Raw genomic sequence first — 14099 nt, 5'->3', positions numbered from 1 at the left:
GAATGAAATGGCCGAGGAACTGGAAACCGAACGCTCCGATGTTCGCGAGGATGGACGCCGACCGCCGCGCGCCGTCGTTGGCTCGCATCGCATCGAAGAGGAGATGTTCGGCAAGGCCTTCGACGGCAACATCATCAAGCGCATCTGGGCGTTCGTGCACCCATACCGCAGGCAGGTTCTGCTATCGGTCGCTGCCGTTCTGACGTTCACGGCCATGCAGCTGCTGATCCCGCTGATCATCCGCTACGCCATCGATCACGGCATGCAGCCGGGTGGAAGTCATTCGGCGCTGACCTTTGCGATGATCGCCTTTCTCGCCGCGATCCTCATCAACTACTGCGCCAGCTACTGGCAAGAGACGCTGGTGGGCAACGTCGCGGAAGAGGTGCTCTTCGACATCCGCAAGGCGATGTTTTCGCATCTCCAGCGGGTTTCGCTCTCCTTCATGGACAAGACCGAGGTCGGCCGTCTCATGTCGCGCCTGCAGGGCGACGTCAATTCGATGCAGGAGTTCCTGGAAACGTCGGTCCTGTCTGTCGGCGATATCACGCTTCTGTTCGGCATCGTCTTCGTCATGCTCTATCTCGACTTCAAGCTCGGTCTTCTGACGCTGTCGGTCCTGCCGATCCTGTTTGTCGTTCGCCTCTTCTGGCTGCCGCTGGCGCGCAAGTCCTTCATGGCAGCACATGAGACCAATTCCGTTGCGGCGGGCGCGCTGGCCGAGGCCATCCACGGCGTGCGCGCCGTCCAGAGCATGGATCGCCAGGGCGTCAATTTCACGCTCTATGACGACAAGGCCAGGGCAAACCTGAAGGCACACCTGACGGCAGCGCGCTATGCCCAGGTGATGGTGCCGATCGTGGATTCCCTGACCGGCGTTGCCATGGCGCTTGTCATTGTCGTTGGCGGTGCACGCGTTCTCAATCAGGCGCTCGATGTCGGCGTTCTCGTCGCTTTCCTGTTTTACATCCAGCGCTTTTTCGATCCGATTCGCTCGCTGACGCTGCAATATTCGGTGATGCAGCGCGCCATGGCCTCCGGACAACGACTGACCGAGGTTCTTGATGTTCCCGTCGAAATCAGGGACGCGCCTGACGCAAAGGAGCTTTCCGCCGATATGGATGGCTCCGTCGAGTTTCGCGATGTGGTTTTCGGCTATCATCCCAAGCATCCGGTCCTGAAGCATGTAAGCTTCAAGGTGAACCCTGGCGAAACCGTTGCGCTTGTCGGGCCAACCGGCTCCGGCAAGTCGAGCTGCATGTCGCTGATCCATCGCTTCTACGATGTTCAGCAGGGACAAGTCCTGGTCGGTGGGCATGATGTGCGCGACCTGACCCAGGATTCGCTCGGCAACCAGATCGCCATGGTTCTCCAGGAGCCGTTCCTGTTTACGGGCACGGTGTTCGAGAACATTCGCTATCACAAGGTGGAAGCGACACGCCAACAGGTCATCGAGGCGGCCAAGGCGGTCGGCGCTCATGACTTCATCATGCGCCTGCCGCAGGGCTATGACAGCATGCTCGGCGAGCGCGGCGGCAATCTCTCGCTCGGCCAGCGCCAGCTTTTGAGCTTTGCCCGTGCGCTGGTCGCCGATGCTAAAATCCTTGTGCTGGACGAGGCAACCGCCAATATCGACAGCTATACCGAGATGCTGATCCAGAAGGCACTCGTCAAGCTGCTCGAAAACCGAACAGGGCTGGTCATCGCACACCGCCTCGCCACCATCAGAGAGGCGGACCGCATCATCGTCCTGCAGAATGGCGAGCTGATCGAAAGCGGTAACCACCAACAGCTGATGAAAAACCGCAAGCTCTATTCGCGGCTCTATAACCTGAACTACGCGTCCTTCGACGATATTCCCGATGCCGTGCTCGAAGAGACGACGGCGAACGGTTCAGCGACATAAATCTCGCCTTCCAAGCAACGTCACTATTCGAAGAGGAGGATCTTTTATGGATTACCGCAAGCTTGGCCATAGTGGAGCAATTGTAACCGCCTACTGCCTCGGCACCATGACGTTCGGTGCGGAGGCCGACGAAGCTTCCTCGCACAAACTGCTCGACGATTACTTCGCCTGGGGCGGAAACTTCATCGACACAGCCGACGTCTACAGTGCCGGCAAGTCGGAAGAGATCATCGGGCGATGGCTGAAGGCGCGCCCGAGCGAGGCAAAGCAGGCCGTGATCGCGACCAAGGGACGGTTCCCGATGGGGTCAGGTCCGAACGACATCGGCCTTTCGCGCCGCCACCTGAACCAGGCGCTCGACGCCTCTCTTGTGCGCCTCGGCGTCGAACATATCGATCTCTATCAGATGCATGCATGGGACGCACTGACCCCGATCGAGGAGACGCTGCGCTTCCTCGACGACGCCGTCTCTGCCGGAAAGATCGGCTACTACGGCTTCTCCAACTATGTCGGATGGCAGATCGCCAAGGCAGCCGAAATCGCCAAGGCACGCGGCTACACTCGTCCGGTAACGCTGCAACCGCAATATAATCTGCTGGTGCGCGACATCGAGCTGGAAATCGTCGCGGCATGCCAGGATGCCGGCATGGGGCTACTGCCTTGGTCGCCGCTCGGCGGCGGCTGGCTGACGGGCAAATACCGGCGCGACCAGACGCCGACGGGCGCTACCCGCTTGGGGGAGAACCCGAGCCGCGGCATGGAATCCTACGCCCAGCGGAATGCGCAGGAGAGGACATGGGCGATCATCGAGACGGTAGAGGCGATCGCCAAGGCCCGTGGTGTCAGCATGGCGCAGGTCGCCCTTGCCTGGACGGCAGCGCGACCAGCGGTAACATCCGTCATTCTCGGAGCGCGCACGAGCGAGCAGCTCGCAGACAATCTCGCTGCTGCAAAGCTTCTGCTTTCCGAAGAGGAAATGACGAAGCTTAGCGATGTCAGCCAGCCGCATGTGGCCGACTATCCCTATGGGGCTGGCGGCACAAACCAGCGCCATCGCAAGATCGAAGGCGGGCGGTAGGATTGGTGCGCGGCCGGAATTTTCCGGCCGCCTTGTTCTTCAGAGGCGCACGCCGCTCGCGTCGTCGAAGAGGTGCAGTTGCGACGGATCGACGGTCACGCCGACCGTTTCGCCTGCGCGTGCTGTACCGCGGCCCGTCTCGACGATCGTCAGCTCAGGCGTTGTCGCCGCCGTGACGAAGGTGGATGAGCCGGTGGATTCCACCACGGCGACAGGCACATCGAAGGTGCCCTGCCCCGGTGCCGTTACGCCGATGTGCTCGGGACGAATGCCGGCAGTCACCTTTCGGCCTGGCTGGATCTGATGGTCGATCGCAATCTTGTGCTTCACGCTGCCGAGATCGATGGTCAGGCTCCTGCCGTCTTCGACTGCTACCGCCGGGATGAAGTTCATGGCCGGAGAGCCGATGAAGCCTGCGACGAACTTGTTGGCGGGCTTGTCGTAGAGATCGAGAGGCTTGCCTTGCTGCTCGATCACGCCTTCGCGCATGACGACCACATGGTCGGCCATTGTCATGGCCTCGATCTGGTCGTGGGTGACATAGACCGAGGTGGCATGCAGACGGTCGTGCAGCGCCCGGATTTCCTTGCGCATGTGAACACGCAGTGCGGCATCGAGGTTGGAGAGGGGCTCGTCGAACAGGAATGCTTTCGGATGGCGGATGATGGCGCGGCTCATTGCAACGCGCTGGCGCTGGCCGCCGGAAAGCTCACGCGGGTAACGCTTCAACAGATGCGACAAGCCAGTTGTAGCAGCGACCTCTTCTGCCGCCTTTTTGGCTTGCGCCTTGGCGACGCCGCGAATGCGGAGGCTATAGGTCAGGTTCTCCTCCACGGTCATGTGCGGATAGAGCGCATAGGACTGGAAGACCATGGCGACATCGCGCTTGCGCGGCGGCACGTTGTTCATCAACTCGCCGGCGATCTTCAACTCACCCTCAGAGATACTCTCGAGGCCTGCGAGCGAACGAAGCAGTGTGGACTTGCCACAGCCGGACGGACCGACGAGTGCAACAAAGGTTCCCTTTGCGATCGACAGGTTGATGTTCTTCAGGGCATGGAACGCGCCGTAGTGCTTGTTGACGCCGCTGAGCTCGATCTGATTGGTCATTTGAGGGCTCCAGAGGTGAGGCCGGATACGATGCGGCGCTGCAAGAGAACGAAGATGGCGAGGATCGGCGTCACATACATCGTGGCGTAGGCCATGATGTTGTTCCACTCGTTGGTGTTCGGTCCCATGAAGGAGTTGAGACCGACACTCGCCGGCTGAAGCTCGGCAGCCTGGATCATCGACTTCGAGTAGACGAACTCACCGAATGCCTGCATGAAGATGAGGATCGCGCTGACGAGGATGCCATTGCGGGCAAGCGGCAGCACGATACTGAAGAAGGCACCGACGCGGCTGTTGCCATCGACGAGCGCGGCCTCCTCGAGTTCCATCGGCACCGCCATGAAGGTGGCGCGCACCAGGACGACGAAGAAGGGCATGCTCTTGGCGGCGATCGCGATGATGACGGCAAGGCGCGGATAGTCGAGCATGCCCAGTTGCGAGAAGCCGACGAAGATCGGGGTCACCATCAACGATGCCGGCAGGACCTGCAGCATCAGGATCATGAACAGACCGATATCGACCCAGACGTTGCGGTAGCGCGCCAGAACATAGGCGCAGCCGACGCCAAGAACGGTGATCAGGGTAACGGCGCCGACGGCGATGACCAGCGAGTTCCAGAGATACCGGCCCATGCCGCGGCTTTCCCAGACATAGCCGAAGGTTCCCCATTGCGGGTCGCCCGGCCAGAAGCTCGGGGGCGTTGCGAACATCTCGGACCCGCCCTTGAGGGCCGTGATGTACATCCAGTAGAGCGGGAACAGATAGATCGCCGCCATGAGGATGGCGATCACGAGCATAAGGCGGTTGCGTGTCGTATCGCTCATCCGCGCACCTCATGACGTGTGGAGCGGACATAGACGACGGAGGCGAACATGACGAAGATGATCATGATGACGGAGATGGTCGCGCCCTTGGCGAAATCATACTGGCGGAAGGACAGGTCCCAGGCCCAGTACTGCGTGACGTTGGATGAGTTGTTCGGGCCGCCCGAGGTGATGGCGGCAAAGAGATCGAACTGCTGCAGCGTGAAGATAAGCCCAAGTGCGATGATGGCGCCGATCGTGGAGCGCATCATCGGCAGCGTGATCGTCCAGAAGCGTTGCCAGGCATTGGCACCGTCGAGTTCGGCGGCTTCATAGAGGTCACCGGGGATTCCGGACAGGCCGACCGACAGCAGGATCATGTTGAAGGCAGTCCCCAGCCAGACATTGGCGATGATGACCGCATAGAGCGAAAAATGCGGATCGGAGCGCCAGAAGATGTTGCTACTAATGATGCCGCTCTCCTTCAGGATGAAGTTGAGGACGCCGAAATCGCCGGAAAGAATCCAGTTCCAGATCGCTCCGACGACAAGGCCGGGCATGACCCAGGAGACGAGAAACAGGCCGCGCAGCCACGAGGCGCCGGGGAAATTGACCCAGAAGAACAGCGCCAGGCCAAATCCGATCAGAAACTGACCTGCGATCGAGCCGACGACGAAGATCACCGTATTGCCGAGGATCGGCCAGGTTTCCGGCTGGGCAAAGAGATCGGTATAGTTCTTGAAGCCGACGAAGGGGCGCGAGAAGGTTCCGAGGCTGAACATGTCAACCTCCTGGAAGCTCATCACCACATTGTAGATGAGCGGCAGTCCCGCCATCAGGAACAGGAAGGCCAGCGGAAAGGCGACCAGGGTGATGTCGAAGCCGCGGCCGTCCCTGACGCTTGAAAGAATCCGTTTCATCGATCCTCCAATACTCCGAACGGGGCTGCCTGAAGCTTGCGCTGCAAGACAGCCCCTGCCGGGAGGAAATGGTAGGGATGGCCCGAAAGCCATCCGGTTATGCAGAGTGGATTAACCGAGCACGGCCTTGATCTTGTCGGCAGCCTGATCGAGCGCGTCCTTCGGGCTCATCTGGCCGGTCAAGGCAGCCTGGATTGCGTCCTGGATCGCCTTGGAGATCTTCGGCCATTGCGGATTCGGGCCGCGAGGCTTGGCGTATTTCAGCTGTTCGATGAAGACCTTCAGCGCCTCATCCTTGAGCTTCTCGCCGGTTTCCGGGATGGTGATGTCGGCACGGGCCGGAAGCTGGCCGTAGTTCTTGAACATCTTGTCGTCCTTCGAGGCAAAGAACTCCAGTGCCTTGAAGGCTTCGGCCGGATGCTTCGTGCTGGAGAAAATAGCCCAGTTGAAGTCGCCCATTGCCGAGGAACGCTCAGCGCCTTCCTTCGGAACCGGAAGCAGGGCAACGCCCCAGTCGAACTTCGCCTCCTTGGTCATTCGGTCGAGTTCCCAAGGACCGGAGATCGCCATCGCGGCATTGCCGGAGTTGAAGGTGCCGGTCGAATCCCACTGGCCACGCGTCAAGGTGTCCGGAGAAGCAAGCTTCTCGTCCATGATCGTCTTCCAGGTTTCAAGCGCCTTGACCGCGCCTTCGGCATTGATGTTCTGGTAGCCGCCGCCCGCCATCTGGGCCCAGGGAAGGAACTGGAAGGTGCCTTCCTCGTTTGCCTTGGCCGAGAAGGCGAGACCATAGACGTTCTTAGCGGGGTCGGTCAGCTTGCGGGCATCCTCGACAAGCTCGTCCCAGGTCTGCGGCGGCTTGTTCGGGTCGAGGCCCTTCGCCTTGAACATGTCCTTGTTGTAGTAGAGCGCGATCGTGTTGGTCGCCTTCGGCACGCCGTAGTACTTGCCGTCCCATTCGACCGACTTCAGCGGACCTGGGAAGTAGTTTTCCGGCTTGATGACCGACGATCCCTTGATCATGTCGGTAATGTCGAGGAAGGCCCCGCGCGAAGAGAACATCGCGTGCTCGGGGTTGTCGACGGCGATGATGTCAGGGGCCTGGCCGGTGGCATAGGCGCGCATGGCCTCGGTGACGACATCATCGAACTGGATCAGACGATATTCGATCTTGATGCCATTGTTCTGGGCGTTGAATTCCTTGACGAGGTTCGGCGCCGGCTGGATGTCCTTGTCCAGCGACCAGAGGGTCAAGGTGACGTCTTCGGCCTTGGCGGCCAGGCCGAAGAGAGAAACGCCTGCGAGCGCCAAGGCGCCGATCATTGCAAACTTGCGGATACCCATAGTTCTCCTCCTTTGTGGTTATCCTGTCGGAAGCCGGCGATTCCTCCTCGCCGGCCGCGATGTCATCAAACCGGATCGACGACGAAATCGGCGCCCCGGGCATGCTTGAGATGGTTGAGCGCATAGACCTGACCGGTCATTTCCAGCGCGTCGCGATAAACCGGGTCGTGCCAGCCTTCGATATCGATCGAACCGGACCAGCCGGCAAGCCGCAATTCGGAGATGATGTCCGTCCAGTTGCTGTCGCCGAAGCCTGGCGTACGCATGAAGACGAATTTCTCCTTGCCGAAAATGCCATGTTCCTTGATGACGTCCCAGCGGATCGTCGCGTCCTTGCCGTGCACGTGGAAGATCTTCTTGGCCCACTTGCGGATCTGCGGCAGCGGCTCGATCAGATAGACCATCTGATGGCAGGGCTCCCACTCAAGGCCGATATGATCGTCCGGCGTTTCGTTGAAGATCAGTTCCCAGGCATCCGGGTTGTGCGCGATGTTCCAGTCGCCGGTCGCCCAGTTGCCGTCCATGGCGCAGTTTTCGAACGCGATCTTGACGCCCTTGTCGGCGGCGCGCTTTGAAAGCTCGCTCCAGATTTCCTTGTAGCGCGGCAGGCTGTCGGTCAGCGGCTTGTTGCGGATTCGACCGGTAAAGCCGGCAACGCAGGTTGCGCCGAAATGGTGAGCATTGTCGATGCAATCCTTCCAGCCCTGCAGCGTCTGCAGGTCGATGTCGGTCGTTTCCAGCGGATTGCCGAACATGCCGAGCGTCGAGATCGTGATGTCACGGTCACCGATGGCGTCGCGCGAGCGTTTGCCGAGTTCGGCCAGATCCTGGCCGTTGGTCGTCTGCCAGAAGAAGGGTTCGAAGCTTTCAAAGCCCATATCGGCAATCTGGCCGATGCGCTTGTCGGCGCCGCCCTTGGAGGCGCTGACCATGGTGCCGATACGAATGGACTTGGCGGGGTTGCTCACAATCGCTTTTCCTTATGCTGAAATTTCGATGCGCTTGCCGGTCTTGGCGCTTTCGATCGCGCCGAAGACCATGGCGAGGCTTCTGATATTGTCGGAGCTTGCGGTTTCGGGCCGCTTGCCTGTCTTGATCGCCTCGACGAAGCTTGCAATGACGCTGGCATGGCCGTGCGTTTCTTCTTCGTGCGCGGGCTCGGGAACGTCTACGGGCGTAAAGCCGTGCAGGAGGCCGGGATCCTTGCCAGCGACAGCTGCATTGAAGACGTCGCCGCCATCCCAGGTCAGCATGCCCTTCGAGCCGACGAGACGCCATTCGCTTTCCCAGCTCGTGCGCTCACCTTCAGCGCACCAGGAGCCGCGATAGGTGAAGACGACGTCGTCGGAAAATTCGAAGGTGGCATTGGCGGATGCGCCGTGCTTGTACCAGGATCCGGTCGGATTGCGTTCGACGCAATAGACGGCAAGCGGCTTCTTGTCAGCGACATAGCGTGCTGCGTCGAAGGTATGGATTGCCATGTCGAGCAGGAGCACATTGTCCATCTCCTCGCGAAAACCGCCGAAATGCGGGCCGAGGAAGAAGTCGCAATGGATGGCGGTCAGGTCACCGATCGCCCCGCTCTCGACGAAGCGGCGCATGCGGCGGACACCGGAGATGAAGCGACGGTTCTGGATGATGGCGTGGATCTTGCCGGTCTCGGCGGCGAGATCGATCAGCGCGGCTCCTTCTGCAAGCGAGGTCGCCATCGGCTTTTCGCTGAGAACATGGCAACCTCCCTTCAGCGCCGTCGAGACGACATTGAAACGGGCTGTCGGTATGACGACGTCGAATACGATGTCGGCCTTGGTCCTGGCGATGACGTCGGCAAGGTCGCTGCCGATGACAGCGCCCTCAAGACCGAACTCGGCGGCAAGTGCTTCAGCGGCTGCCGGATTGACATCGACGAGGCCCTTGACCTTGATCGCGGCTGCGAGAGCCGGGGTTTCCTTGATGGCGCGCAACCAGCCTTTGGACATGGCTCCGCACCCGCACAGAACGGCATTCAAAATCACGATTTCCTCCGGTGGATCGTTTCCGGTTTTCCTCCCGAAACGCATCCCGTAAACGTTTACGATACTAAGCGGAAACGTTTCTTGGTGTCAATAGCGGTTCAAACAGTGCGATATGTTGCGGAAAACACCTGCAAACCTAGGGCTTTAGATTAATACGTGCTGCACCGCAGCACGGAAAAAATCTGACTGATTTCGCCGCGGTAAATGGCTTCGGACCTGCGCGTGTCCGGCCCGCCCGTTCCCGATGCGAGCGACAGAGAGGACATCGCTTTGCCGAGTGCCGACAACCACGATCAGCGCAAGGCCCAAGACCAAGAGGCAGGGCGCAAGCATCACGCTGAAGAGAAGTCAGCAGATGACAAGCGGGCGGTTAAGGAGCCTGAGAGCGACAGCCGTGAGCGTCAGGCAGGCAAAATAATTGGCAACGGGTAGGCGCTCGTAAGCGCGGCCTGAGCTCACCATCGATTGATATCGCGCTCTCTGTCTTCAACCGCGTATCGCATCGCCTGCTCTCTACTGCACCCCAGCCTTTGCATGTGGTGGTCGAGGAGCGACTGCCGCTGCCCTTCTGCCATGACCGCAAAGACCGCTCTGAAACGCCTCTCGCTCTCTGACAGGCCATCCAATGGTATCGTAGCAAGGCGCACCCTCTGGAGCAGCGGCGCAAGCAAACAAAAGGCGAAGAAGCCGATACCTACGCCAACAACAGCAGCCATCACGTATTGCATTGCGACCCTCCAGCAACCGAGGAGAGTATCGGCAAAGTCTAATTCTGCGACAAGCTGCAACGTCGAAGAGGCTTACCGTCGCCCTAATGGCGAAGTCCGAATCGAGCGGATACACCCACGGGGTTGAGGACGAGGGGTGGTTTCAGTCCCTCGTGCCTCATCACAGAAAGCATGGAACCTTCCGCATCTCCGCAGCAAGGCCGGGGAGCATCGCTTGGCTCTTGCCATAGCCAGCATCGGACTTCCCTGTGGATCTGCCAGTGATGTAGTTGCGGGCAGCATCGAGGACCCCCCACCAGAGGTCCTCGAATAGATGACGCCAGCCGTGATTGGGGGAGCCAACTCGGGCCGTTTGATCTGGACCTCATCGCGCAGGCACTCAGAGATGTTGGGCTGTGAGCGGGGAGGAAAAATGCGGGCGTTGTCCGGTCCGGGTAAACCGAGAACGAACTTTATCAGCCCCTCTTTCAGTAACTCGGGATGGATGGGAACTCGACGTTCACGGCATCGCAAGACCCATGTGCACCACCTTTGTGTACCAAGAGGGATGGCGCAAAGTGCAGCAAGATCAGATAGTTCAACCATTTCAAGGAGAAGGAATGGTGGGCGATGAGAGACTCGAACTCCCGACATCCTCGGTGTAAACGAGGCGCTCTACCAACTGAGCTAATCGCCCTCGCGAAATCGGTCCCGTGTGGTCCGCCGCGTCGGTGGCCGTGATTTATGCGGATCGCGGGGAAACCGCAAGAGCGTTTGTGAAGATTTTTTTATTTTTTCGGAAGGGCTTTGCAGGGCTCGAACCACTAGGGGCCAACCAAGCCGATGCGCGGTGGCAAAAACGGCCTGCACTGGAAAGCGATGAGCAGGGCCTTCCGACCACGCTGGAGACTATGCCTCCAGCGAAAAGGCGTCGCTCTCTCCTGGGACGAGCTCAAGCGGCCAGATCGTGCTACGGGCGCCCCTGGGATAATGCTCGGCGTAAGCCGGCATCGTCGCGAGCAAGGTCTCGGCGAGCTCGACGCCGAGATCGCGCAGTGACATGCGGAAGCAGGTTAGCGATGGCTGCAGAAATTTTCCGCGAGGTTCCTCACGAAAGCCGATAACGGCCAGATCTCGACCAGGAACGATGCCCGCCTCGTTCATGCGCCGGTAGAGACCAATCGCCATCAACTCGTAGATCAGAATGATGGCCGTCGGCTTGCTGTCGAGCCGTAGCATCTCATGACCGGCCTGATAGCCGCCCTGCTCGCTCGATTTGACGCGGATTACCAGCGACGGATCATAGGCTATTCCGTGGCGCTCCAGTGATTGGCGATAGGCATCGACGAAGATATAGCCGAGGTTGATGTCATTGGATGGCGCCGCGATCGCGATACGGCGATGTCCCTTCGACACGAGACGATCGACAGCGCAGGCTGCAACGCCCTCGAAGTCCAGATCGATCCAGGGGTGGCTTCCGCCGGAGGTGCTGCGGCCAAGCGCGACGAAGGGGATCTTGGCCTTCACCAGAAGATCGATGCGCTTGTCGACCCGCTGCGTTGCCGAGATGATCATCGCATCGACGATGCGTCGCGCTACCATGCGCTTGAGGTATTCATGCGGATCCTCGTCGTTTGGGCACGGCAACATCAACAGATCAAGTTTGTGACGGGACAGCACACTCTGCAGGCCACCAGTAACGCCGAGGAAGAAGTTGTCGCTGTTTTCGACCGTTTCCTTGCTGGACTCGATCATCAGGCCGATGACATTGGTCGTGCCCTGGCGGAGGCTCCGGCCAGACTGGTTCGCCACATAACCCAGCTCCTCGGCCGCCGCGAGCACGCGCTTGCGGGTTTCCTCGTTGACGTCAGGCCTGTCGTTCAGCGCACGCGAAACCGTCCCGATCGAAATGTCGAGATGTTTGGCGAGTTGGCGAATTCCCTTCATTTGCGGCAATCTTCCTCCCCGATTGAACGCTTCTGCTCCCTATCTGCCATACTAAAACGTTTCCGGAAAGCGTCATTGCAACCCGCCGGCCGCGGCGTCAATGTCCTACCAAAGCGGACGTTGTTAGCGTTGCCATCGCTGCAATAGCGCCGACGGCGGCTCCGACGGATTTCGCCAAGGCGTCGGGCATTCGCGCATGTCGTGACGGTGAAAACACTTGTAGCAATTCCGAAAGGCCGGCGCCGACAGTGCAACTGATCGCAATCAGCATCGGAGACTGCGAATAGCCAAGCACAAAGAAGAAGGCCATCGCCGCGAAAGCGAGGCTCCTGTCAAGATTGACGTGAGTGATCGTCCGCGGACGCAGCCTTATGGGAGCGATCGTCACGAACAGGATGAACACAAGCAGTACCCATGCGATTGCTTGGGCAACGACGACGAAGGTCAGCCCGCTGGCAATTTGGTCGGACACGTCGGACATCCTGTCGTCGCCGGTTTGCAAGAAAGTGCAAATTACAGCTATGCGAAGAAAACGAAAGCCTCAAGAATACCGTGCATCTGCAAAACCTTCGGCATCTATTGAAGAGCACCGTCCTTTCGTGAAAGGCAGTCATCACACCCATCGCCAGCAAATATTCAGCGAGGTGTCATTCAGATGACTGTACGCTCGTTCTCGGGCCAGTAGACGTCCGTCATCTGTAGAGGAATTGCGCAGAATCGGAGAGTGCGGGAAAGCCGTGGGCGAAACGGACGCATCGCGTACGCACCTTGCAAACACTTGCAAAGGCTGACGAGCTAGTAGGCGTTGTGGCGGCCAATCACAGTGCCCATCGTCATGAAGACTATTTTCACGTCGAGCCACAGTGACCAGTTATTGATGTACCAGATGTCGTGGCGAACGCGGTCAACCATGCGATCCACGGTCGGGGTTTCGCCTCGGCATCCGTTGATCTGGGCCCAGCCTGTCAGGCCCGGCTTGACGTGGCGACGGGATGCGTATTGGGCAATAAGCGCTCCGTAAAGGTCATCGTGCGCCAACGCATGCGGACGCGGGCCAACCACCGACATGTCACCTTGAAGGACGTTCCAGAACTGCGGGAGTTCATCCAGGCTCGTTGATCGAATGAAGCCGCCAACGCGGGTCACGCGAGGATCATTGCGTGTCGCCTGGCGCACGTCAGCGGCATTTTCCATGACAGACATGCTACGAAACTTGAGGATACGAAACGTCCGGCCGTTATATCCTTTTCGGGACTGCGCAAAGAAAATCGGTCCCGGACTGTCGAGCTTGATGGCGACGGCAACCGCAGCGCAGATCGGGAACATGACCACCAGCGCCGCGATCGAGAAGGCGATATCGAACGCTCTCTTCAGCCCGCGTTCGTAAAGCTCGAGCGGTGGGCGGTGGGTCTGAAATACGCGCCGTTCTCCGACCGTCTGCGCGAAGCCCTCGACGACATCGCCGACCACTCCGCCGAACATGACGTTTACCGGCACACAGAACTGGCGCAGGGTGTTCAGACACTCCTCGAGTGCCCGCAAATTGCCGTAGTCGCTCCAGGCAACCAAGACCTCGTCGACATCGCCTATGCCGCTCTTCACATAAGCGTCGCTCGTGGAAGCCAGCGAATGATCACCCTCGGAAATTCGCATCGTATGCTCAACGGAGAGACCGCTGAGTGCTGCACGTTGAACGACCGGTTCCGTCGACATCGCGCCTGGGCATACAAGCAGGACCCGACGGGTGGGAAACACCGCGCGCGCCATCGCCCTATTAAGGTAGCGATACCAGAACAAGCGCAACGCCGTCAGTCCGCTTAAAGAGAGGGCCGCACTTGTGACGATTGCGCCCAGCGATATCGCCATGTCGATCTTGAGGAACAGGATGACTGCGAAAAGGAAGAACAGGGCGGCGGGGAGAAACGCGACGATCAGCAACAATTGGCGACGGAAGGAGAACATTTCGCTTGGTCGATAAGCGTGGACGCTGAACATCGCCAGTACGAAAATCGTTGCCACAAGCAAACCGATCCCGATGTAGCGTGACGGGTCAGCCAGGGTGCCGTAGGTCATCTGCTCATAGAACAAATGCCCTGCGGCGCTCGCCGCAAGGAGGACGACAAAATCGAACGCCGCTGCGATGCAGGTAATCGCGATGCTGTGGAAGCCGAACCATTTCCGGTCGCTCTTGACGGAAAGATGCGGGCCCCAGTTCTGTTCGACTGGAATGGTCATGAAGCACACCCTCAACCCTGCCGTATAGTTAGCA

Annotated in this window: 12 protein-coding genes and 1 tRNA gene; 2 read left to right on the top strand and 11 right to left on the bottom strand. The window is 59.4% G+C overall.

Annotated elements, in window-relative coordinates; genetic code table 11:
- The first annotated feature begins 7 nt into the window (after positions 1–7).
- Positions 8–1906, top strand: a complete 1899-nt coding sequence (locus AS026_RS01195) for an ABC transporter ATP-binding protein (protein ID WP_062368416.1) — start codon at positions 8–10, stop codon at positions 1904–1906.
- A 46-nt stretch (positions 1907–1952) separates the two neighbouring features.
- Entirely contained in the window at positions 1953–2984 is a 1032-nt protein-coding gene (locus AS026_RS01190) for an aldo/keto reductase (protein WP_062368415.1), read from the top strand.
- 39 nt (positions 2985–3023) lie between these two features.
- Here AS026_RS01190 and AS026_RS01185 read toward each other — a convergent pair whose 3' ends face one another.
- The 11 genes from AS026_RS01185 to AS026_RS01130 form a co-directional block, all read right to left on the bottom strand.
- On the bottom strand, positions 3024–4094 hold the full coding sequence (locus AS026_RS01185) for an ABC transporter ATP-binding protein (RefSeq protein ID WP_062368414.1): 1071 nt from the start codon (positions 4092–4094) through the stop codon (positions 3024–3026).
- A complete protein-coding gene (locus tag AS026_RS01180) occupies positions 4091–4918 on the bottom strand; it encodes a carbohydrate ABC transporter permease (protein WP_018856678.1) in 828 nt (275 codons plus the stop codon). The genes AS026_RS01185 and AS026_RS01180 overlap by 4 nt, the downstream gene beginning before the upstream one ends.
- Positions 4915–5817 carry a carbohydrate ABC transporter permease gene (locus AS026_RS01175; RefSeq protein WP_018856679.1) on the bottom strand — a complete coding sequence of 301 codons (903 nt, stop codon included), beginning with the start codon at positions 5815–5817 and terminating at the stop codon, positions 4915–4917. The genes AS026_RS01180 and AS026_RS01175 overlap by 4 nt, the downstream gene beginning before the upstream one ends.
- A 111-nt stretch (positions 5818–5928) precedes the next feature.
- Positions 5929–7161: an ABC transporter substrate-binding protein gene (locus tag AS026_RS01170; protein WP_062368413.1), complete on the bottom strand. Its 1233-nt coding sequence runs from the start codon at positions 7159–7161 to the stop codon at positions 5929–5931.
- A gap of 65 nt (positions 7162–7226) precedes the next feature.
- Positions 7227–8129 carry a sugar phosphate isomerase/epimerase family protein gene (locus tag AS026_RS01165; protein ID WP_025658231.1) on the bottom strand — a complete coding sequence of 301 codons (903 nt, stop codon included), beginning with the start codon at positions 8127–8129 and terminating at the stop codon, positions 7227–7229.
- A 12-nt stretch (positions 8130–8141) separates the two neighbouring features.
- Entirely contained in the window at positions 8142–9221 is a 1080-nt protein-coding gene (locus AS026_RS01160) for a Gfo/Idh/MocA family protein (RefSeq protein ID WP_082728404.1), read from the bottom strand.
- Between the two features lie 410 nt (positions 9222–9631).
- A complete protein-coding gene (locus AS026_RS01150) occupies positions 9632–9904 on the bottom strand; it encodes a hypothetical protein (protein WP_062368411.1) in 273 nt (90 codons plus the stop codon).
- 600 nt (positions 9905–10504) lie between these two features.
- Positions 10505–10580: transfer RNA gene (locus tag AS026_RS01145), tRNA-Val, on the bottom strand.
- A gap of 212 nt (positions 10581–10792) precedes the next feature.
- Positions 10793–11830, bottom strand: a complete 1038-nt coding sequence (locus tag AS026_RS01140) for a LacI family DNA-binding transcriptional regulator (protein WP_062368410.1) — start codon at positions 11828–11830, stop codon at positions 10793–10795.
- A 97-nt stretch (positions 11831–11927) separates the two neighbouring features.
- Complete coding sequence (locus tag AS026_RS01135) at positions 11928–12311, bottom strand: hypothetical protein (RefSeq protein ID WP_062368409.1); 384 nt, start codon at positions 12309–12311, stop codon at positions 11928–11930.
- Positions 12312–12625: 314 nt separating this feature from the next.
- The gene (locus AS026_RS01130) at positions 12626–14065 is read right to left on the bottom strand and encodes an exopolysaccharide biosynthesis polyprenyl glycosylphosphotransferase (RefSeq protein WP_062368408.1); all 1440 of its coding nucleotides are present in this window, start codon (positions 14063–14065) and stop codon (positions 12626–12628) included.
- Between the last annotated feature and the right edge of the window lie 34 nt (positions 14066–14099).

The organism is Rhizobium altiplani, from assembly GCF_001542405.1.
In the GTDB taxonomy this organism is placed as follows: Bacteria; Pseudomonadota; Alphaproteobacteria; order Rhizobiales; family Rhizobiaceae; genus Rhizobium; species Rhizobium altiplani.
This window is presented reverse-complemented; position numbering and strand designations above follow the sequence as displayed.